This is a genomic window from Novosphingobium sp. (assembly GCF_027531025.1).
GTDB lineage: Bacteria > Pseudomonadota > Alphaproteobacteria > Sphingomonadales > Sphingomonadaceae > Novosphingobium.
In genome coordinates this window covers 50,437-71,437 of sequence record NZ_JAPZQX010000005.1, presented here as the reverse complement: position 1 = coordinate 71,437, position 21,001 = coordinate 50,437, and the positions used below count along the sequence as shown (strand labels likewise).

Genomic DNA, 21,001 nt, shown 5'->3' with positions numbered 1-21,001 from the left:
GCCTAGCTCCGCGCCATGCCCTTGGCCATGCGGCTCAGCACATCGGCCATGGCCGCACCGATCTCGCGGTCGGCCACTTCGGTTTCGATAATGGCGCGGGTCATGGCTTCGGCCCACTGCCCAGCTGTAGCGCTTGTGATCGCCATGCCGCCGTGGGCGCTCATCATGCACTTGCCGGGGTTCGCCTCGAACCAGTCGCGCGGACCGCCGGCCCAACCGGCGAGGAACGAGGGCAACTGCGCGCGCATCTCGGTCAGATCGGCGGCGTGGATCGCGCGCAGGTCGGCATAGGCCGGATCCTGATCCATCAGGTCATAGAACCGGTCGGTGATCGCGCGCAGCACGGCATGGCCCCCGATCCGCTCAAACGGACTCGTGGCTGGAACTTCGGCGGTTGCAGTCATCGGATGGCTCCAGAACAAGGCTGTGATAGTCTCTGCCCTCGCAGGGCGAAGAGACAGCCGCCTTGATCGGAATCAATCTCCCTCGCCGCCCTTTTCCTGCTCGGCCTTGCCCTTGCGCTTTGGTGCGGGCTTTTCCGCCTTGCTCTTGGCGAGCTTCGGCGGGGCCGGGGTCAGCTCGAAGGACAAGGCATTGTCCTTGACCGAAACGTGGACCTCGCCGCCGTGGCGCAGCTTGCCGAACAGCAGCTCCTCGGCCAGCGGCTGCTTGACCTTCTCCTGGATCAGGCGGGCCATCGGCCGCGCGCCATAGAGCTTGTCATAGCCGCGCTCACCCAGCCATTTCCGGGCATCGCCATCGAACTGGATGTGGACGTTCTGGTCGGCCAGCTGGAGCTCCAGCTGGAGCACGAACTTGTCCACTACCCGGGCGATAACTTCGGTGCCGAGGTAGGCGAAGGGTACGATCGCATCGAGCCGGTTGCGGAATTCCGGGCTGAACATCCGCTTGACCGCTTCATCGCCGGCATCGGCCTTGGATACGTCGCCAAAGCCGATCCCCTGCTTGGCCATGTCGCTGGCGCCGGCATTGGTGGTCATGATCAGCACGACATTGCGGAAGTCGACCGTCTTGCCGTGATGATCGGTCAGGCGGCCATTATCCATCACCTGCAGCAGGATGTTGAACAGGTCGGGGTGGGCCTTCTCGATCTCGTCGAGCAGCAGGACGCAATGCGGCTGCTGGTCGACCGCATCGGTCAGCAGACCGCCCTGGTCGAACCCGACATAGCCCGGCGGCGCGCCGATCAGGCGGCTGACCGAATGGCGCTCCATGTATTCCGACATGTCGAAGCGCTGCATCGGGATGCCCAGGATCTCGGCCAGCTGCTTGGAAACCTCGGTCTTGCCGACCCCGGTCGGGCCGGAGAACAGGAACGATCCGATCGGCTTGTCCGGATCGCGCAGGCCCGCGCGGCTCAGCTTCATCGCGCTCGACAGCACCTCGATCGCCCTGTCCTGACCGAACACGACCCGCTTCAGGTCCTTTTCGAGGTGTTCGAGCGCCTGGCGATCGTCAGAGCTGACCGACTTGGGCGGGATCCGCGCCATGGTGGCGATCACTGCCTCGATCTCGCGCGCGGTGATGGTCTTCTTGCGCTTCGATGGCGGCACCAGCATCTGCATCGCGCCCACTTCGTCGATCACGTCGATCGCCTTGTCGGGCAGCTTGCGGTCATTGATGTAACGGGCCGACAGTTCCACCGCGGTCTTGATCGCATCGGGCGTGTACTTGACCTTGTGGTGCTCTTCAAAGGCGGTGCGCAGGCCCCTGAGGATCTTGATGGTATCCTCGATAGTGGGCTCATTGACGTCAATCTTCTGGAACCGGCGCAACAGGGCGCGGTCCTTTTCAAAGTGGTTGCGGAATTCCTTGTAAGTGGTCGATCCGATGCAGCGGATCGTCCCGCCCGACAGGGCCGGCTTCAGCAGGTTGGACGCGTCCATGGCCCCGCCGCTGGTCGCCCCTGCGCCAATAACCGTATGAATTTCATCGATAAATAGCACGGCGTGCGGCATCTTCTCCAGTTCGGAGACTACCTGCTTGAGCCGTTCCTCGAAGTCCCCGCGATACCGCGTACCCGCCAGCAGGGCGCCCATGTCGAGGCTGTAGATCACCGCTTCGGCCAGCACCTCGGGCACTTCGCCTTCGACGATCTTGCGCGCCAGACCTTCGGCGATCGCGGTTTTCCCGACGCCGGGATCCCCGACATAAAGCGGGTTGTTCTTGCTGCGGCGGCACAGGATCTGGATCGTCCGGTCCACTTCCGGCCCGCGCCCGATCAGCGGATCGACCTTGCCGGCCAGCGCCTTCTCGTTGAGGTTGACGCAGAACTGATCCAGCGCGGATTCCTTTTTGGGATCCTTGGCCTGGGTCTTTTCCTCCTGGGCCGGGCTCTCGTTCTCGGTGCCGCGCGGGGTCTTGTCCTCGATCCGCTTGCCACCCTTGCCGATCCCGTGGCTGATATAGCTGACCGCATCGAGCCGGCTCATGTCCTGCTGCTGCAGGAAGTAGACCGCATAGGAATCGCGCTCGGAAAACAGCGCGACCAGCACATTGGCCCCGGTCACTGTATCCTTGCCGGAGGACTGGACGTGCAGGATCGCGCGCTGGATCACCCGCTGGAAGCCAGCGGTCGGCGTGGGATCGCCCTTCTCCTCGGTCTTCAGGCTCTGATACTCCTGGTCGAGGTACTGGCGCACCACGTCGCCCAGTTCGCCCAGCTCCACCCCGCAGGCCTGCATCACCTGCGCGGCATCCGGATCATCGATCAGCGCCAGCAAGAGGTGTTCGAGCGTCGCATACTCATGGCTGCGGTCCGACGCATTGGTGAGCGCGGCGTGCAGCGTCTTTTCGAGGCTCTGGGCGAAACTGGGCATTTAACGGCCTTCCCACGGCGAGAGTAACCCTTCGCGGAACGAAAGGCGTGAACGGTACTGGTTAGCGAAACCTATATGGTGCGTCGGGCCGCCGCTGCGAAGGGGGGCGGCGCCAATCATGACGATGATGGCCTGAACAGGGCCTCAGCCGCCGCCCGATGCGCCGCCACCTTGTCGCGGTGAGCCTTGATCCGGACAATCTCCGCTTCGAGCAGGGCGATCCGTTCGGCCAGCTCATCCTGCGAATAACGATCGAGGCTTTCACCGGCCAGCAGGCTGGCGGCATCGCGGTTCGGGCGGGGGCGGTCATCATCGTCCATCGCAAACGCAGATTCACCCTTCGCGCGCTTGCTGTCAACCGAACCAAAGGCTAGGCCCATGCCAGAGTGACATCGATGCCACAGGGGCCGACAAATGGCTGAAACGCTTCCCGAAACGATGATTGCGGTTGGGTTCGATGCGCCCGGCGGGCCGGAAGTTCTACGCCCGGTGCGTCAGCCCGTCCCGCAACCGGGTGCCGGGCAAGTGCTAATCCGCGTCGCCTATGCCGGGGTGAACCGGCCCGATGTTGTCCAGCGTCAGGGTTTCTATCCGCCGCCGCCGGGGGCCTCGCCGATTCCCGGCTTGGAGATTTCCGGAACCGTAGTGGCGCTGGGCACGGGGGTGGATACCGTGCTGCTCGGTCAACCGGTCTGCGCGCTGGTTTCGGGCGGCGGCTATGCCGACTATTGCCTGGCCGAAGCCGACCATTGCCTGCCGGTGCCGGAGGGCCTGCCGCTCGATCAGGCTGCGGCCCTGCCCGAAACGCTGTTCACCGTGTGGCACAACGTGTTCGAGCGCGGCTATGCCCGCGATGGGGAGACGATCCTGGTCCACGGCGGCACGAGCGGGATTGGCTCGATGGCGATCATGCTGGGCAAGCTGTTCGGGCTGACGGTGATCGTTACCTGTGGCGGGGCCGACAAGTGCGCCGCCGCGCTGCAAATCGGGGCCGACCACGCGATCGATTACAAGGCGCAGGATTTCGTCGAGGAAGTGAAGCGCATCACGGGTGGCCAGGGCGTGGAACTGGTGCTCGACATGGTGGCGGGCGACTATGTCGCGCGCAACCTGCAATGCCTCAGGGAAGACGGCCGCCACGTGACCATCGCCGTTCAGGGCGGGGTGCGGGCCGAGATCAACATGGCGCAGGTGATGGTCCGGCGGCTGACCCTCACCGGATCGACGCTTCGCCCACGTTCGAACGGGTTCAAGGCGCTGCTGGCTCAGGAAATCGCCCAGTCGGCCTGGCCGCTGGTGGAGAGCGGCGCGCTGCGTCCGATCATGGACCAGACCTTTGCCCTGGCCGATGCGGCCGCCGCCCATGCGCGGATGGAGGCGGGCGCCCACATTGGCAAGATTGTCCTCAAGGCCGGATGAATCCTTGCCCTTTTGAAGGAATCGCCCTAAATTGCCGCCCGAACGGCCGCTCCGCAAGGGGCGGCCCTATCTATTTCTGACGGAGAAGTCTTTCTCCTCGACGGAGTTCCTGGTCGTGACCCAACCCACCCCGCTGATGCCGCACGCCACCGCTTCCTGGCTGGTCGACAACACCGCGCTGTCGTTCGAGCAGATTGCCGAGTTCTGCGGCCTGCACATCCTCGAAGTGCAGGCGATGGCCGATGATCTGGCCAGCAGCAAGTACACCGGGCGCGATCCGGTCCGGGCCGGCGAACTGACCATGGCCGAGATCGAGCGTGGCCAGGCCGATCCGGCCTATGCCCTGAAGATGCAGAAGGCACCGGTCACGGTCAGCCGCACCAAGGGCCCGCGCTATACGCCCGTGTCGAAGCGCCAGGACAAGCCCGACGGCATCGCCTGGATCCTGCGCAACCATCCCGAGATTTCCGATGCCCAGATCGGCAAGCTGATCGGCACGACCCGCAATACCATCGCCGCGATCCGCGATCGCAGCCACTGGAACATCGCCAACATCCAGCCAAAGGACCCGGTTACCCTGGGCCTGTGCAGCCAGCGCGAGCTCGATGCGATCGTGGCCAAGGCCGCCAAGAAGGCCGGTCTGGCTGACGAAGCGGGCGACGATGCGCGGCTGGGCGATGATCGCGAGGCACTGATCGAGGAACTGCGCGCCGAACGCGATGCTGCCAGCAAGGCGGCGGCCGAAGCGGCCCAGGAAGCAGAGGCTGCGGCCTGGCTTGAGGCCAAGCGTGCTGCGGAAGCGACGGACGAAGCCTGATTTTTCATGACAGGCGGCTGATGCCGCTTGCGCCCAGGCCGAACAGCAGCCACCTTGACTGACATGACTGTCAGCAAGGCCAGCGAACCTTGGCGCGAGCATTACGCGCACCCCAATCCATGGGATATGGTGTTCCCGCCGCTGTCGGTGCCGGAGATGTTCGAACAGGCGGTGCGGGCCAATGGCAGCCGCCCTCTGGTCGATTTCATGGGGCGGCGCTTCACTTATGCGCAGCTCCATGCCGAGGCGCAGGCCTTCGCCACCGGACTCCAGCAGCTGGGCATTGCCAAGGGTGACCGGATCGGCCTGTTCCTGCCGAATGTGCCGATCTATGTTTCGGCCTATTACGGCGCGATGCTGGCGGGTGCGACCGTGGTCAATTTCTCGCCGCTCTACACTGTGGCGGAACTGACCGCGCAGGTGGCGGATTCGGGTGCGCGGCTGCTGGTCACTGTCGATTCGTCGGCTCTCCTGCCCACCGCGCTGGCGGTGCAGGAGCAGTCCGCGCTCGAATGGCTGGTGGTCGGCTCGCTCGCCGCGCAATTGCCCTGGGCCAAGGGTGTGGGCATGCGGCTGTTTGCGCGCAAGTCGCTCAGCAAGGTTCCCGCCAGGGCGTTGCGATGGGACGATGTCCTGGCCGATGGTGCGCCCCAGCCCTTGGCAATCGACCCGGAAGAAGATCTGGCCCTGCTGCAGTATACCGGCGGCACCACCGGCACCCCCAAGGGCGCGATGCTGACGCACCAGAACATTACCGCCAACACTCGCCAGGTGATGGCGATCGACCCCCAGGCGGGCGAGCGTGACGTGATCATGGGCGTGCTGCCGATGTTCCACGTCTTCGCCAACATCTGCGTGCTCAACCGTACTGTCGTGAACGGCGGCTGCATCGCCATGTTGCCGCGGTTCGATGCTGGTCAGTGCCTCAAGACGCTGCAGCGGGTCGAGGCCACGGCCATGCCGGGCGTGCCGACGATGTACCAGGCGCTGCTCGATCATCCCGATTGCGGCAAGACCGATTTCTCCTCGCTGCGGATCTGCATTTCGGGCGGCGCGCCGCTGCCCGGCCCGCTCAAGGAGCGGTTCGAGGCTGCCAGCGGGGCGCGGCTGGTCGAAGGCTATGGCCTGACCGAAACCGCCGGGGTCGCCTCGGCCAATCCCTATCAGGGCGAGGAGCGCACCGGCACGATTGGACAGCCGATTCCGGCCACGCGGATACGCCTGCTCGACAAGGAGGATCCGACCCGCGATGCACCGGATGGCGAGCCAGGCGAACTGGCGATCCAGGGTCCGCAGGTGATGCGCGGTTACTGGCGTCGCCCTGAAGAGGCGCTGCACGCCTTTGCCGAGCGGCCCGATGGCCGCTGGCTGCGCACCGGCGATGTCGCCGTGCTGGAGCCGGGCGGCTATCTGCGGATCGTCGACCGGATCAAGGACATGATTGCCGTCGGTGGCTTCAAGGTCTTTCCGAGCGAAGTCGAAGCCGTGCTGCTGCGCCACCCGTCGGTGAAGGAGGCGCTGGTGATCGGGGTAGCCGATCCCTATCGCGGCGAAACTCCGCGTGCCTATGTCACGCTGATGGCCGGGGCGAGCGAGAGCGGCGAGGCGCTGGCCAAATGGCTCAACGGCCAGCTTGGCAGGCACGAGCGAGTCGATGCCGTGGTCGTGCGCGAAAGCCTGCCGAAGACCATGATCGGCAAGCTGGACCGCAAGGCGCTGCGGGCCGAGGTGGGCGTCAGCTAGGCGGCGCGGCCGATCAACTGGCCAAGGTGCAACTAGCCAGGGTTCAACCGGCCAGGGTCAGCAGCTTCTCGATGCTTTCGGCCGGGCTGTCTTCGGGCTGGCCGACGCCGCGTGGGGCAAAGCGGCCATCGACCTGCGCACCCTGCTCGATCGTCAGGGCGTCATAATGCACATCGCCGTGGATCCGGGCGGTCTTGAGGATCACCAGCTCGCGTGCCGAGATCGAACCGCGGACAATCCCGGCCAGCCGCGCGCTTTCGGCCTTGATCGCACCGACGATCTCGCCGGTCTCGCCCTGGACCAGCGCGCTGCAGGTCACATCGCCTTCAACCTTGCCGTCGATGTGCAGGTCGGTCGAAGCCGTGACATTGCCCTTGATCGCCATATCAGCGCCAAGAACCGAGAAAGTCGATCCACGCATGGGGTTACCGCCTGTTGCTGGGCGCGGCGCCGCCGCTGCCGGTTTCTTGGAGAACATTGCTGGCGGCCTTCAGGAAGGGTCGCGGATTGACCGCGCGATCGTTGATCCGCACTTCGAAGTGCAGGTGCGGCCCGGTCGACCGGCCGGTATTGCCGATCAGGCCGATGACCTGCCCGGCTTCAACCTGCTGGCCGACCCGGGCCCGGAAGCCCGACATGTGGGCATAGCGGGTCATCAGGCCATTGCCGTGATCGATCTCGACCGTGTTGCCATAGCCCTGTTGGCTGCCAACGAAGCTGACGGTCCCGGCTGCGGCGGCATAGATCGGTGCACCGACCGGGCCCTTGAAATCGAGCCCAGCATGGAATGCCGCACCGCCGGTAAAGGGATCGGCACGATAGCCAAAGCCCGACGAGATATAGGCGAGGTTGGCGGGCGAGTGCTGCGGAATGCCGGCCAGACCACGCTCCAGCGCTTCCATCCGTTCAAGGCTGACACCAAGCCGCACGAAGCGGGGGTCAAGGCTGCGGCGGGCGGGGCCGAACAGTTCGATCAGCGGACCACCCATCGCGCTGCGATCGTCGAGCCGGGCCAGCATGGCCTTGGGATCGAGGCCGAGCGCCCGGATCCGGTTGGCTGCGGTGGCGGCGCGGTGGTCGGCAAAGCGGGTCAGCCGCTCCACCAGGGCAAGCTGGCGGGCTTCGATCCGGGCCAGGCCAGCGGCTTCGGGCAGGGCTGCACTGACCTTGTCGATCGTCTTGGCGGCTTCACCGCTCGAATCGGACACAGTGCCGGTCCCGGCGATGTCATCGGGCAGGGCTTCGGTCATCTTCTCGAGCGCGTCCTGGCGGCGGGTCAGGTCGTCGGCCACGCTTTTCAAGTCGTCGCGATATTCGGCCACGCGGCTTTCCGCGGTCGCCACTTTGGCCTCGCGGTTCAGCAAGGCCACGCGGTCGCGGGCCGAAAGATACTGTGACACGGCCATGGCCGTCATCGAACCCAGCCAGGCAAGCAGCAGCGCGGCGATAACGCCCGCGCCGATCATCTGGATCCGCCCCGAAACCTTGATAAAACGGACCTGCCCCTGCGACCGCATGAAAAACTCGCGATCCGGGAACCAGCTCCGCAGGCGGTCCATGACCCCGCCAGCTGTCAATTTTTGCAAGACGACCCCAAGCTTTTGTCTGTTCAGACGATGCGGCCCGCTAGCAGCTTCACCGGGCAGTAGCGAATCCGGGTTGGGGGCTTGTCGTTGAATCGCATGACTCGCGCGACGAATCGATTGGCGTTGCGATGACTCGGTGCCCGGTGTTAGGCGCGGGGTCATCATGAACGCCGCCTCCGCCCCCCTGATCGACAGCCCCGATTCGCTCGTGGCCCGCCTCGCCGCCGACGGCCGCAAGGCCCAGGCCGTGCTGGCGCGGATGGATTCCGCGGCCCGCTCAGCTGCCCTGCGTGCTGCTGCCCGGGCCCTTCGTGAAGACAGCGCCGTGATCCTGGCTGCCAATGCCGAGGACATGGCAGCCGGTGCAGCTCGAGGCCTCAGCGCGGCCATGCTCGACCGCTTGCGGCTGGACGAGGCGCGGCTGGCGGGGATCGCCGATGCCGTGGCGGCGGTGGCCGATCTGCCCGATCCGGTTGGTCGGACGATCGACCGGACGGAGCGACCCAACGGGCTGGTGCTGGAGCGGGTTCGGGTGCCGATCGGGCTGATCGGGATTATCTATGAAAGTCGCCCCAACGTGACTGCCGATGCGGCCGCGCTGTGCCTGGGTTCGGGCAATGCCGCACTGCTGAGGGGTGGCAGCGAGGCGGTCCATTCCAACCGGGCGATCCACGCGGCGCTGGTCCGCGGGCTGGTTTCGGCCGGGGTACCGGAGGCCGCGGTGCAACTGGTGCCGAGCCAGGATCGCGCTGTGGTGGGATCCATGCTGACCGCTGCCGGGCAGATCGACATGATCGTGCCGCGCGGCGGGAAAAGCCTGGTCGCGCGGGTCCAGGCCGATGCGCGGGTGCCGGTTCTGGCCCACCTTGACGGGATCAACCACACCTTTATCCACTCCGCCGCCGATCCGGCCAAGGCCGTGGCGATCGCGGTCAATGCCAAGCTGCGGCGCACCGGAATCTGCGGCGCGATGGAAACCCTGCTGATCGATGCGACCTATCCCGCCGCTCCGGCGCTGGTTGGCGCGCTGCTCGATGCCGGCTGCGAGCTGCGCGGCGATGCCCGCGCTGCCGCACTCGATCCCCGGATTGCCCCGGCCAGTGTGGAAGATTGGGATACCGAGTACCTCGATGCCATCCTGGCGGTTGCGGTGGTCGACGGGCTGGACGCCGCACTCGATCACATCGCCCGCCACGGCTCGCACCATACCGATGCAATCGTGACCGAGGATGCTGCCGCTGCCGAGCGCTTTCTGGCCGAAGTCGACAGCGCGATCGTGATGCACAATGCCTCCAGCCAATTTGCCGATGGCGGCGAATTCGGGCTGGGCGCTGAAATCGGGATCGCCACCGGGCGGCTGCATGCGCGCGGCCCGGTCGCGCTGGAAGGGCTGACGACCTACAAGTGGCTGGTGCGCGGCACCGGCCAGGTGCGGCCCTAGGCTGGGCGCCCTGCAACGGATCGGCCTCCTTGGCGGCAGCTTCAACCCGGCGCACGGCGGGCACCGGCGGATCAGTCTCTTCGCGCTTGAGGCGCTGGGGCTCGATGCCGTGTGGTGGCTGGTTTCGCCCGGCAATCCGCTGAAGCCCAGCGCCGGGATGGCCCCGCTGGCGGCGCGGCTGGGTTCGGCGCGAAAGCAGTCGCGCCGGGCGCGAATCGTGCCAACCGCGATCGAGCGCGAACTGGGAACGATCTATACTGTCGATACCCTCGCGGCGCTGCGGCGGCGTTATCCCAGGAATCGCTTCATCTGGCTGATGGGCGGCGATAACCTCGCCCAGTTTCACCGCTGGCGTGACTGGCGCCGGATCGCCCGCACCATGCCGATTGCGGTTATCGCCCGGCCCGGCTATGATGGCCTCGCTGCGGCGAGCCCCGCTGCGGCCTGGCTTGGTCGATACCGGCGATCTGCAGCCAGCTTTGCAAACCGGGCAGGATGGAGCGCACCCGCGCTGATACATTTGCGTTTCGATCCCGATCCGCGTTCGGCGACAGCCATTCGCCGCGCCGATCCAGACTGGGCCCGCCGTCTTGGCGCAGGCACCTTCAGGGATCCGCTGACGCACCATCCAGTCGATCCCGACATGCCATGAACGGCGAGGGTTCTTTTCCCGCGCCCAACCGCGCTGCCCGCCCCAAGGAGCCACCATACCCTGCATGACACCTGATACGCACGCTCCGGCCGCAGCCGGCACCCCTGTCCCGCTTCCGCCCTCGGAACCGGGTTCGCTCCACGCCCTCGTGCTCCAGTCACTGGACGATGACCAGGCGCAGGAGATTGTCTCGATCCCGCTCGAAGGCAAAAGCTCGATCGCCGATCATATGGTGATCGCGAGCGGTCGTTCGACGCGCCAGGTCGCCTCGATGGCGCAGAAGCTCGCCGAACGGGTCAAGCAGGGCGGCTTCGGCCATGTCCGGATCGAAGGTCTGCCGGCGGCCGACTGGGTGCTGATCGACGCGGGCGACGTGGTGGTCCACCTGTTCCGCCCGGAAGTGCGCAGCTTCTACAACCTCGAGCGGATGTGGGCCTTCGGGGATTCGGGCGCGGCCTGATCCCCACGCTGTCATGCGCCTGCATGTGATTGCCCGCGGCAAGATCGGCCGTTCACCCGAAGCCGATCTGGTTGCCCGCTATGCCAGGCGTATAACCTGGCCACTGGTCCTGACCGAATTGCCCGACCAGGGCGGCACGATACCCCCGCCGCTCGCCCCCGCGCGCGAGGTCCTGCTCGATGAGCGCGGCAAGCAGCTTTCTTCCGAACAATTCGCCGCCCTGCTGGGCCGCTGGCGCGACGATGGCGTGCGCGAAGCGCGGTTCCTGATTGGCGCGGCCGATGGCCATGGCGATGCCGCGCGCGGCCAGGCCGATCTCCTGCTCGGATTCGGCCCGATGACCTGGCCGCACCTGATGGTCCGGGCCATGCTGGCCGAACAATTGTGGCGGGCCACGGCTATTCTGGCTGGCCATCCCTATCATCGTTCGGGATAAGACGCGCCGATGAAGCAGCGGCTTGCCCTGATCCTGATCCCGCTGGCCGTGCTGGGCGGTGCCATGACCGTGGCCGCGCAGGACCCGGTTCTCATGCGGCCTACGCCGGATGATCCTGCCAGCCTGCAGCGCGCCCTGGCCGAGGCCCAGGCTGCCGGACGCGCGGCCGAACGGCGCGCTGCTGATTATGAGGCTGCCGCTCGCCAGGCGAGCGCGGCGGTCGATGCCTCCATCCAGGAAGCCGCCGGGCTGGCCGCGCGGATCCAGCAGGCCGAAGCCGGTATCGCCGCGAGCGAAGCGCGCGCGCGGTTGATCGCACGTGACCGGGCGGCCCTGCGCGCCCGGCTGGCCGAGCGGCAGCGGCCGTTGATCCGCCTGACCGCAGCCCTGCAGCGGCTGTCACGACGGCCGGCCAGCCTTGCCCTGCTGCGGCCCGGCAGCCTGCAGGAAGCGGTCTATCTGCGCGCAACGCTGGATGCCATGCTGCCTGAGATTGCGCGCCGCACCGCCGATCTGCGGGCCGAGCTGCGGCGCAGCCAGGCCTTGGAGCAACAGGCCCGGGCCAATGCTGCCGCCTTGCGCCAGACCCAGCGCAATCTGGCCGAGCGGCGCCAGGCGCTGGCGGCGATCGAATCGCGCCAGCGCCTGGCCGCTCGCGCGGCGGGTGGCCTCGCCGCGCGAGAAGCCGATCGCGCCCTCGCCCTGGCCGAGCAGGCCCGCGATCTCGGCGGGCTGGTTGGGGAACTCGATGCCGCCGCGCGGCGCCGCGCAGCCCTTGCCGCCCTGCCGGGGCCGGTCTTGCGCCCCGCCCAGCCGACCGCCGCGCGAACTGCGCCCGATCCGGTCGTCACGGCTGCCGCGATTGTGCGGCTGCCCGGCTTCACCTTGCCGCTCGCCGGTTCGGTTGTGGCGGGTTTCGGGGCGGAACAGCCCGGCTTGCCGCGCTCGCGCGGACTGACGATCGCCGCCCGGCCGGGTGCCCAGGTGGTCGCTCCGGCGGGCGGGCGGGTGGCCTTTGCCGGCCCTTACCGGGGCTATGGCCAGATCGTGATCATCGAACACGGCGGCGGCTGGACCTCGCTGGTGACCGGCCTTGCCGCGCTGGACGCCAGCGTTGGCCAGCGGCTGGTCCCTGGCTCGCCGCTCGGCAGGGCCGGCGCGGGCCAGCCGCGGATCACGCTGGAACTGCGCAAGGATGGCGAGGCGGTGAATCCGCTCGACCAGCTTGGCGCGTGACCGGCCATCTGGCGTTAAGCCGCGCTGCGCGATAGAACGGGCTGAAACTGACTGTGGGACACTCCCCAGGCGAAAGGTCGCTGAACGCATGAAAGCCGCATCTTTTCTCCGCGCCGCGCTGCTGGTCGGCGCAGTGGCGCTGATCCCGGCCACGACTGCGGGACTGGCGGCGGTCGAAGGCCGGTCGAGCGCGCAGTTCAACCGGCTGTTCACGGTCTACCAGATCGTCAAGGCGCAGTATGTCGAACAGGTTGACGATACCAAGCTGATCAACGGCGCGATCGAGGGCATGCTGGCGGCGCTCGATCCGCATTCCAGTTACGTCGAAGGGGCCTCGCTCCAACGGCTGACCAACATGATCGACGGCAACTACTCGGGTCTCGGCCTCTCGGTCGGGATGGACGATGGCGCCGTTCGCGTGATCGCGCCGATGAAGGGCAGCCCGGCTGATCGGGCCGGGGTCAAGGCCGGGGACTATATCACCCACCTCGATGGCAAGCTGATCTACGGGATCGAGCTGGACGATGCGGTGGCCCGGATGCGCGGCGAAGCCGGCACGGCGATCCGCCTGACGATTTTCCGCGAGGGTCGCGACGAACCCTTTGACGTGACCGTGACGCGCGGCGTAATCGACCTCGAGCCGGTGACCTGGAAGCTGGAAAAGGACATCGGCGTCATCTCGGTCAACGAGTTCTCGCGCGATGTCGGGGCGGATGTCGGCGGCGCGATCACTGACCTGCGCAAGCAGGCGGGCGGGCGGCTGACCGGCCTCGTGCTCGACCTCCGGCAGAATCCGGGCGGTTCGCTGGACGAGGCGGTCGCCTTGTCCGACCTGTTCCTGAACAAGGGCGATATTGTCTCGCAGCGCGGCCGTAACCCGCGCGACAACGAGTTCTACCGGGCCGAGGAGATGATCCCGGGCGATGCGGCCAAGGGCCTGCCGGTGATCGTGCTGATCGATGCCGGCTCGGCCTCGGCCTCGGAAATCGTCGCCGGGGCGCTGCAGGACCAGCGCCGCGCGCTGATCATGGGCGAGCGCAGCTTTGGCAAGGGCAGCGTCCAGTCGCTGTTCGAGCTGGACCGGACGCGCGCCGTAAAGCTCACCACGGCGCGCTATTACACGCCTTCGGGCAAGTCCGTGCAGGAAGGCGGGATCGAACCCGATATCCGCGTGCCGCAGATCTCCGACCCCGATGCGCGCCGCCGCGCCGAGTTCACCCTGCGCGAGAGCGACCTGCGCCGCCACCTCGTCAACGAGCTGGGGGTCGAGGACAAGCAGCTGGAGACCGACCGGCAGGACGATCCGCGCTTCAAGATGAGCGCCGAGGAGCTGAAGGCCAAGGGCATCACCGACTTCCAGCTGCATTACGCCATGGAAACGCTCCGCCGCGGCGGGCGTGCGGCGCTGGCGGTGAAGGGCAAGTAAAGCGATGAACCGCACGGCGAATACCCTGGCCCTGGCCACTCCGCTGGCCTTGCTCGGCGGGGCCTATGTGTCGCAATATGGCTTCGGGCTGTACCCCTGCGAGATGTGCTGGTGGCAGCGCTATCCGCACTTCGTCGCGCTGGCGCTTGCCGTGATCGGGCTGGCGCGGCCGGGGCAGAAGGTCTGGACTGCATTGGCGGCGCTGGCGATCCTGGCCTCGGGCCTGATCGGGGCGTTTCATGCCGGGGTCGAATATGGCTGGTGGGAAGGGATCACCGGTTGCGCCACCGTGGCGCAGGCTGGCGGCGATCCGCTCGAGGCGATCCTCAATGCGCCGATCGTGCGCTGCGACGTGGCCCCCTGGACCCTGTTCGGAATCTCGCTCGCGGGTTACAATTTCCTGATTTCAACCGCTGCGGCACTGGCGATTTTCGGCCTGCTGCGGCGCGAAGGAGGTACCAAGTGACCAAGGCCGATACCGCCCGGATGCTGCGGGTTGACCAGGCGGGCGAATATGGCGCGACCTGCATTTACGCCGGGCAGATGGCGGTGATGGGCGACCGGGCGCCGCATGCCGGGGAAATCGCGCATATGGCCGAGCAGGAGGCCGAGCACCGTCGCAAGTTCGATGCCCTGCTGGCCCAGCGCGGGGTGCGGCCGACGGCGCTGCAGCCGCTGTGGGGCGCGGCCGGCTATGCCCTGGGGGCGGCGACGGCGCTGATCGGGCCGAAGGCGGCGATGGCCTGCACCGCCGCGATCGAGACCGAGATTGACCGGCACTATACGCAACAGCTTGAAGAACTTGGCGATTCCGATCCCGAACTGGCCGAGATGATCCGCAAGTTCCGCGATGACGAGCGCGCCCACAAGGAGGCGGCGCTGGCCGCCGGGGCGGAACAGGCACCCGCCTATCCGCTGCTTTCGAGCGCGATCCGGCTGGGCTGCCGGCTGGCAATCCGGGTGGCCGAGCGGGTCTGAAGGCCGATATTTGACGTCCATATTTGATGGGGCGCAAGGACAGCCGCCGCTTCAGCTGTCATTCAGCGCTTCAGGTGCCTATTAAAGGCACACAACTGCCGCTCAAGCGGCACAGGAGATGCACTCAATGCGCCGTCTGAGCACACTTGCCGCCCTGTTGCTGGTACCTGCCGTTCCGGCCCTGGCCCAGGACGCGCCCGAGCCCAAGGTCAACCAGCTGATCGTCTACGGCAATGACGAGTGCCCGGTGTCCGAAGGCGACACGATCACCGTCTGCGCCCGCAAGGAAGAGGCCGAGCGGTTCCGCATCCCGTCGATCCTGCGCCAGTCCAGCTCGCCCCAGAACGAGGCCTGGAACAACAAGGTGCTGGCCTATGAGCGCGTCGGCAGGACCGGGACGATGAGCTGCTCGCCGGTCGGTGCCGGCGGGTGGACCGGCTGTTCGGGCCGGTTGATCGACGCCGCCTATGCCGAGAAGCAGAGCGACGAGGGCCTGCGCTTTGCCGAACTGATCGCCGAAGAACGCGCCAAGCGGCTCTCGACGATCGATGCCGAGGCGGCCAAGACCCAGACCGATGTCGAAGCGCTGGAGCGCCAGTACGAGGAACGCCGCAAGGCGCAGGAAGCTGCCGGTCAGGCCGATGATGCCGCCGCCAGCAAATCCGAAGCCGCGAAGAAGCCCGAAGGCCAATAAGCCTTATTTGCGGGGAATCTGGGCCAGTTCGGCCAGCCAGGCTTCGGCCAGCCCATCGCTGGGTGCGCGCCAATCACCGCGCGGGGAGAGGCTGCCGCCCGATGAGACCTTGGGCCCATTGGGAATCGCGCTGCGCTTGAACTGGCTGGTGCCAAAGAACCGGCGCAGGAAGTTTTCCAACCAGCGGCGGATTTCGGCCAGCGGATAGTCTTCCTTGCGTGCCTCCGGGAAACCGGCGGGCCAGCGCCCGCCCGCCGCATCCTTGCCTCCACCCCCCTTGCTGCCCCCATGGCCCCAGGCATGCCAGGCGAGGAACGCGATCTTGGCTGGGGGCAGGGCCTGGCGGAGGGTATAGTAGAGGAAGAAGTCGTTGAGCGCATAAGGGCCCACCGCCGCCTCGGTGCTCTGGATCGCGCCGCCATCGGCGGGGACCAGCTCGGGCGAGATTTCCTGTTCGACGATCCGGGTCAGCACGGCATCGGTCGCCGCGTCGAACTGCTCGCTCTCCACGCTCCAGCGGATCAGGTACTGGATCAGCGTCTTGGGCACGCCGCAGTTGACGGCATAGTGGCTCATGTGATCGCCGACGCCATAGGTACACCAGCCCAGCGCCAGCTCGGACAGGTCGCCGGTGCCGACCACGAAACCACCGTGGTGATTGGCCAGGCGGAACAGGTAATCGGTGCGCAGCCCGGCCTGCACGTTCTCGAAGGTCACGTCATAGACCTTCTCGCCCCGCGCATAGGGGTGGCCCATGTCCTTGAGCAGCTGTTCGGCGGCCGGGCGGATGTCGATTTCCTCGGCCGTGATGCCCAGCGCCCGCATCAGTTCCCAGGCATTGGCCTTGGTCCCCTCGCTGGTGGCGAAGCCGGGCATGGTATAGCCCCGGATCGCGCTGCGCGGCAGGCCCAGCCGGTCACAGGCCTTGGCTGCCACGATCAGCGCGTGGGTCGAATCGAGCCCGCCGGAAATGCCGATCACCAGGCACTTGGCGCGGGTCGCCTCGATCCGCCGGGTCAGGCCATCAACCTGGATGTTGAAAGCCTCATAGCAGTCCTGCGCCAGCCGCTCGGCCCGGTGCGGGACATAGGGAAAGCGGCGCAGCGCGCGCTTCAACCCCACGTCCTTGTCATGCAGCGGCAGGGTGAAGTCGATCCGGCGGAACTCGCGCTCCGGGTGCCCGGCGGCAATCGCGCTGTCGTTGAACGAGCCGTTGCGCATCCGCTCCAGCCGCAGGCGCTGCACGTCGACATCGGCAACGGCCAGCTGGGGCACGCGGCTGAAGCGTTCGGAACTGGCCAGCTCCTCGCCCAGTTCGAACACCGCGCCCTGCCCGTCCCAGGCGAGGTCGGTCGTGCTCTCGCCCGCCCCGGCGGCGGCATAGACATAGGCGGAAATGCAGCGCTGGGAATGCGCCGCGCAGAGCATCGCCCGCTCGTCGGCCTTGCCCACGGTGATGTTGGAGGCCGACAGGTTGCACAGCACCGTCGCCCCGGCCAGCGCGCCCCGGATCGAGGGCGGCTGCGGCACCCACATGTCCTCGCAGATTTCGAGGTGGAAGGTGAAATCGGGCAGGTTGGCGGCGCGAAACAGCAGGTCGGTGCCGAACGGCACCTCCATCCCGCCCAGCTCGATCGTCTCGGCGACGATATCCTGGCCCGAGGCGAACCAGCGCTTTTCGTAATACTCGCGGTAATTGGGCAGGAAGGTCTTGGGCACCACGCCCAGCACCCGGCCCTGGGTGATCGCCACGGCGCAATTGTAAAGCCGCCCGTTGCGGGCCAGCGGCAGGCCGACGACCAGCACGGCGCGCAGCCGCTCGCTGGCCTCCACCACGCTGGCTAGCGCCGCGCGGGCGGCATCGAGCAGGGCTTGCTGGCTGTGCAGATCGTCGATCGCATAGGCCGTCAGGCACAATTCGGGGAAGACCACCAGGTCCACCCCCTGCCGCTCGGCTTCGGCGGCGAGATCCAGCACGTGGCGGGCATTGCTTGCCGGATCGGCAATGGCGACAGCAGGTGTGGCCGCCGCAACCCGGACCAGGCCGTGGCGGTGGATCGACTGGAAAGGCAGCGGCGCGTTCATCGCCGCCTGCTCTATAGCCTTGGAAGCCAGCCGTCGACCTTGGCGAAATGATCGGCCCAGGTGGGCGCACGAAACTGCGGCAGCAGGGCCAGTTGCCGGGCGCGGTCGGGCGTGTCGCCACAATAGGCGCGGATCGCTGCCTCCCACCCGGCATCGTCACGCGGATCAAGGTAGCGCGGGATCTCGCGCGCGATTTCGCGAAACACCGGCAGGTCGCTGGCGATCACCGGCACGCCGCGCTGCAGGGCCTCGATCACCGGGATGCCGAAGCCTTCGATGAAGCTGGGCATCAGTAGCGCCCGCGCCCCGTCGAGCCAGGCCAGCATGGTGGCATCGTCGCACCGGCCCAGTTCGCGGACATGGCCCCGGAGCAGCGGCGAATGGTCCAGCAGCGCGAACACTTCGTCGGCTTCCCAGCCGCGTTGACCGATCAGCACCAATTCGGGCGCGGCCTGGCCCAGTTCGCGCACCAGCCGTTCCCACAGGTGGAGCAGCAGCAGGTGGTTCTTGCGCGCCTCGATCGTGCCGATCATCACGAAATAGGGGCGGCCTGGCGTTCCGGATCGACCACGCCTTCGCGGTTGCGATAGGCGGCGAGGGCTGCGGCGGCCTCTCCGGCATTGCGCTGGGCCACGGCCACCTCGTTCTCGGCATAGGCGATCAGGTCGCGGCGGCCGCGATTGTTGATCCGATTGACGAGGGCCTCGGCCTGTTCGAGCAGGGCGCGGTTGATCCGTTCGGCGTCCTGTGGGGTGAAGGCGCGGGTTTCCAGCGTGGTGATCGACGATGTCGTATCGTGGCGGACCCGCACCTTGCCCAGGTAATAGCGGAACAGGGCTTCGCGGCTGCCATCGAAGCCAAGCGGGTCGAACCGGTCGATCAGCGAGGCGGCATCACCCGAATAGGCGCGCCGGAAGGCACCATCGCGATCCAGCGTGGCGAGGGCATCGCGCGATCCGATGAATTCGTGCGCGGCATAGATCTCGTCCCCCGCGCGGGCAAAGCCGGTGGCCTTGAACAACATGCCCAGGCCATTGCCCGCTGCCTTTTCGGGGCTGCGCACGATGAAACGCGATTCCGAGACGTAGACGTCCGACGCGATCGCACCGAAATAGACCGTCGCCAGCAAGGTCGGCGCGCAGACGACCAAGAGGAACAGCGGCCCCAGGCGACGGAGCCTTTCCATGAGGGAGCGGAACATCGAGACCGGGCCACCTGCGGTTTCTGGTCTCGGTCCGCTAGGCAGGCAGGCCCGGTGCGTCCACTTTCGGGATGCACCGGTACATTTCAGCTGCCCGGTGGCACGGGCGGCAGTACCGGCTTTGGCGCCGGTCTCGGCCCGGCGTCAGCCCAGCGCGATGTCGGGTGCGTCTTCCTGCTTCATGCCGACCACGTGGTAACCGGCATCGACGTGGTGAACCTCGCCGGTCACCCCGCTCGACAGCTCGGACAGGAAATAGAGGCCCGAACCGCCCACGTCCTCGATCGTCACGTTGCGGCGCAGCGGCGAATTCAGCTCGTTCCACTTCAGGATATAGCGGAAATCGCCGATCCCGCTGGCGGCCAGGGTCTTGATCGGGCCGGCCGAGATCGCGTTGACGCGGATATTGGCCGGGCCCAGATCGTTGGCGAGGTACCGCACGCTGGTTTCCAGCGCGGCCTTGGCCACGCCCATCACGTTGTAATGCGGGATCACCTTTTCCGCGCCGTAGTAGGACAGGGTCAGCAGCGAGCCGCCATCCGGCATCATCCGCGCCGCGCGCTGGGCCACGGCCACCAGGCTGTAGGCCGAGATGTTCATGGTCAGCAGGAAATTGTCGAGGCTGGTATCGACATATTTCCCGCGCAGCTCGTTCTTGTCGGAAAAGCCGATCGCGTGAACCACGAAGTCGATCGTCGGCCAGCGCGCCGCGAGGGCTGCGAAGGCGGCGTCGAGTGCGTCCATGCTGGAGACGTCGCAATCGATCAGGAAATCACTGCCCAGCGATGCCGCCAAGGGGCGCACGCGCTTTTCCAGCGCCTCGCCCTGATAGGAAAAGGCCAGCTCTGCGCCAGCCTCGTGCAGCTTCTGCGCGATCCCCCAGGCCAGCGACTTGTCGTTCGCCAGGCCCATGATCAGCCCGCGCTTGCCTGCCATCAATCCGGTCATTCGTGTCTTCCCCACCATCCCTAGGCGGCGCCGTCTTCCGTTACGGCATCGCCGATCATGTCGCGTTCCTCGGGCGTCACGGCCAGTGCCGCGTTAAGCTCCGCTCCAACCACCATCCCTAGGCCAACCAGCCAGAAAAAGAAAAGCGCGATCATCACGCCGGCCAGGCTGCCGTAAGTGAGATCGTATGTGAAGAACCGCGCCAGCACCCAGGGCAGGGCAATCGTCACCGCCGCCCACCACATCGTCACCAGCAGCGCGCCGGGCCACTTGGGATAGCGCCGTGCGCGATAGGCGGTGGGGGTGAGCGTGAAGAACAGCGCATAGAGCGACACGAACAGCACCACCGCCGGGATCAGGCGCGAGGTGGCGAGGGTCGCCGCCCAATCGCCAAAGCGCGGGAACCAGGCCGCGATCACCTGCTCGACCGTGCCGATCGCCACCTGCGCGAACAGCGAGGCGAGCAGGCCGACCACGGCGATCACGATCACTCCGGTGGAGATCAGCCGGTGCCGCCAGAAGGCGGCGGCTGGCGGCGTGCCATAGGCGCGGCGCAGGATATCGCGGATCGTCTCGATCAGGCTGCCCACGGTCCATAGGCCGATCAGGCCACCGATCCACAGCAGCAGGCCGGAGCGCGCCTGGACCACGTCCTGGGCCACCGGCTCAAGCACGCCGCGCACCATCGGCGGTACGGCCAGCAGGAAGGTGCTGACCGAAGCCTGGCGCTGGGATTCCTCGCCGAACAGGGCAAAGATCGCCGCCACGGTGATGAAGAACGGGAACAGCGCCAGGATCGCCATGTAGGCGAGGTTCCCGGCGTGGATGAAGCCATCGTTCCAGGCCCCGGTCCAGACCCGTTGCAGGACCCGCGCAAAACGGACGAAACGGCGGCGGGTGACCGGGCCGACCTGTTCCTCCAGCCCGGCGCGCCAGCGCAATGCGCGCTTGCGGCGGGCCTCGGGCGAAAGGTCGGGCGCCAGGTGCGCCTCGGCCCGCGCCTGTTCGAGAGGTATCTCTTCCACGCCCCCGCCCGGCC

22 protein-coding genes are annotated in these 21,001 nt (G+C 67.0%); 12 read left to right on the top strand and 10 right to left on the bottom strand.

The window, feature by feature from the left end; translation table 11 throughout:
• Window positions 1-2 precede the first annotated feature (2 nt).
• The 3 genes from O9281_RS09090 to O9281_RS09080 form a co-directional block, all read right to left on the bottom strand.
• Complete coding sequence (locus O9281_RS09090) at window positions 3-404, bottom strand: group II truncated hemoglobin (RefSeq protein ID WP_298184780.1); 402 nt, start codon at window positions 402-404, stop codon at window positions 3-5.
• 72 nt (window positions 405-476) lie between these two features.
• Window positions 477-2,840 carry an ATP-dependent Clp protease ATP-binding subunit ClpA gene (gene clpA, locus O9281_RS09085; protein WP_298184778.1) on the bottom strand — a complete coding sequence of 788 codons (2,364 nt, stop codon included), beginning with the start codon at window positions 2,838-2,840 and terminating at the stop codon, window positions 477-479.
• Window positions 2,841-2,956: 116 nt separating this feature from the next.
• A complete protein-coding gene (locus tag O9281_RS09080) occupies window positions 2,957-3,160 on the bottom strand; it encodes a DUF1192 domain-containing protein (protein ID WP_298184776.1) in 204 nt (67 codons plus the stop codon).
• A 94-nt stretch (window positions 3,161-3,254) separates the two neighbouring features.
• Between O9281_RS09080 and O9281_RS09075 the strand changes: the two genes are divergently transcribed.
• From O9281_RS09075 to O9281_RS09065, 3 genes are all read left to right on the top strand, one after another.
• Window positions 3,255-4,259 carry an NAD(P)H-quinone oxidoreductase gene (locus tag O9281_RS09075; protein ID WP_298184774.1) on the top strand — a complete coding sequence of 335 codons (1,005 nt, stop codon included), beginning with the start codon at window positions 3,255-3,257 and terminating at the stop codon, window positions 4,257-4,259.
• 115 nt (window positions 4,260-4,374) lie between these two features.
• Window positions 4,375-5,076 carry a DUF1013 domain-containing protein gene (locus tag O9281_RS09070; RefSeq protein WP_298184773.1) on the top strand — a complete coding sequence of 234 codons (702 nt, stop codon included), beginning with the start codon at window positions 4,375-4,377 and terminating at the stop codon, window positions 5,074-5,076.
• 63 nt (window positions 5,077-5,139) lie between these two features.
• Entirely contained in the window at window positions 5,140-6,819 is a 1,680-nt protein-coding gene (locus O9281_RS09065) for a long-chain fatty acid--CoA ligase (protein ID WP_298184772.1), read from the top strand.
• A gap of 43 nt (window positions 6,820-6,862) precedes the next feature.
• Here the strand turns inward: O9281_RS09065 and O9281_RS09060 are convergent, their stop codons facing one another.
• Together O9281_RS09060 and O9281_RS09055 are read right to left on the bottom strand one after the other, a co-directional pair.
• A complete protein-coding gene (locus O9281_RS09060) occupies window positions 6,863-7,240 on the bottom strand; it encodes a polymer-forming cytoskeletal protein (protein ID WP_298184770.1) in 378 nt (125 codons plus the stop codon).
• Between the two features lie 4 nt (window positions 7,241-7,244).
• The gene (locus O9281_RS09055; protein WP_298184768.1) at window positions 7,245-8,378 is read right to left on the bottom strand and encodes a M23 family metallopeptidase; all 1,134 of its coding nucleotides are present in this window, start codon (window positions 8,376-8,378) and stop codon (window positions 7,245-7,247) included.
• A gap of 190 nt (window positions 8,379-8,568) precedes the next feature.
• On the opposite strand from O9281_RS09055, the gene O9281_RS09050 reads away from it, so the two are divergent.
• The 9 genes from O9281_RS09050 to O9281_RS09010 all read left to right on the top strand — a co-directional run bounded on the left by O9281_RS09050 (window position 8,569) and on the right by O9281_RS09010 (window position 15,728).
• Window positions 8,569-9,846, top strand: a complete 1,278-nt coding sequence (locus O9281_RS09050; RefSeq protein WP_298184766.1) for a glutamate-5-semialdehyde dehydrogenase — start codon at window positions 8,569-8,571, stop codon at window positions 9,844-9,846.
• A 1-nt stretch (window position 9,847) separates the two neighbouring features.
• Window positions 9,848-10,498 (top strand): nicotinate-nucleotide adenylyltransferase, encoded by a 651-nt coding sequence (locus tag O9281_RS09045; RefSeq protein ID WP_298185026.1) that lies wholly within the window; start codon window positions 9,848-9,850, stop codon window positions 10,496-10,498.
• 64 nt (window positions 10,499-10,562) lie between these two features.
• A complete protein-coding gene (gene rsfS, locus O9281_RS09040) occupies window positions 10,563-10,958 on the top strand; it encodes a ribosome silencing factor (protein ID WP_298184764.1) in 396 nt (131 codons plus the stop codon).
• A 13-nt stretch (window positions 10,959-10,971) separates the two neighbouring features.
• Window positions 10,972-11,394 (top strand): 23S rRNA (pseudouridine(1915)-N(3))-methyltransferase RlmH, encoded by a 423-nt coding sequence (locus O9281_RS09035; protein WP_298184762.1) that lies wholly within the window; start codon window positions 10,972-10,974, stop codon window positions 11,392-11,394.
• Window positions 11,395-11,403: 9 nt separating this feature from the next.
• A complete protein-coding gene (locus tag O9281_RS09030) occupies window positions 11,404-12,630 on the top strand; it encodes a peptidoglycan DD-metalloendopeptidase family protein (RefSeq protein ID WP_298184760.1) in 1,227 nt (408 codons plus the stop codon).
• Between the two features lie 88 nt (window positions 12,631-12,718).
• Window positions 12,719-14,056 (top strand): S41 family peptidase, encoded by a 1,338-nt coding sequence (locus O9281_RS09025; RefSeq protein ID WP_298184758.1) that lies wholly within the window; start codon window positions 12,719-12,721, stop codon window positions 14,054-14,056.
• A gap of 4 nt (window positions 14,057-14,060) precedes the next feature.
• The gene (locus O9281_RS09020; protein ID WP_298184756.1) at window positions 14,061-14,522 is read left to right on the top strand and encodes a disulfide bond formation protein B; all 462 of its coding nucleotides are present in this window, start codon (window positions 14,061-14,063) and stop codon (window positions 14,520-14,522) included.
• 20 nt (window positions 14,523-14,542) lie between these two features.
• On the top strand, window positions 14,543-15,034 hold the full coding sequence (locus O9281_RS09015; RefSeq protein ID WP_298185023.1) for a demethoxyubiquinone hydroxylase family protein: 492 nt from the start codon (window positions 14,543-14,545) through the stop codon (window positions 15,032-15,034).
• Window positions 15,035-15,161: 127 nt separating this feature from the next.
• Complete coding sequence (locus O9281_RS09010) at window positions 15,162-15,728, top strand: hypothetical protein (RefSeq protein WP_298184754.1); 567 nt, start codon at window positions 15,162-15,164, stop codon at window positions 15,726-15,728.
• 3 nt (window positions 15,729-15,731) lie between these two features.
• On the opposite strand, the gene O9281_RS09005 is transcribed toward O9281_RS09010, so the two are convergent.
• The 5 genes from O9281_RS09005 to O9281_RS08985 form a co-directional block, all read right to left on the bottom strand.
• Entirely contained in the window at window positions 15,732-17,813 is a 2,082-nt protein-coding gene (locus tag O9281_RS09005; RefSeq protein WP_298184752.1) for an NAD(+) synthase, read from the bottom strand.
• A gap of 11 nt (window positions 17,814-17,824) precedes the next feature.
• Window positions 17,825-18,346 (bottom strand): glycosyltransferase, encoded by a 522-nt coding sequence (locus O9281_RS09000; RefSeq protein ID WP_298184750.1) that lies wholly within the window; start codon window positions 18,344-18,346, stop codon window positions 17,825-17,827.
• Window positions 18,346-19,014: a hypothetical protein gene (locus O9281_RS08995; RefSeq protein WP_298184748.1), complete on the bottom strand. Its 669-nt coding sequence runs from the start codon at window positions 19,012-19,014 to the stop codon at window positions 18,346-18,348. The genes O9281_RS09000 and O9281_RS08995 overlap by 1 nt, the downstream gene beginning before the upstream one ends.
• Window positions 19,015-19,158: 144 nt before the next feature.
• Window positions 19,159-19,962, bottom strand: coding sequence for an enoyl-ACP reductase FabI (gene fabI / locus O9281_RS08990; RefSeq protein ID WP_298184746.1), 804 nt, complete (start codon window positions 19,960-19,962; stop codon window positions 19,159-19,161).
• A 20-nt stretch (window positions 19,963-19,982) separates the two neighbouring features.
• The gene (locus O9281_RS08985; protein WP_298184744.1) at window positions 19,983-20,987 is read right to left on the bottom strand and encodes a YihY/virulence factor BrkB family protein; all 1,005 of its coding nucleotides are present in this window, start codon (window positions 20,985-20,987) and stop codon (window positions 19,983-19,985) included.
• Window positions 20,988-21,001 lie beyond the last annotated feature (14 nt).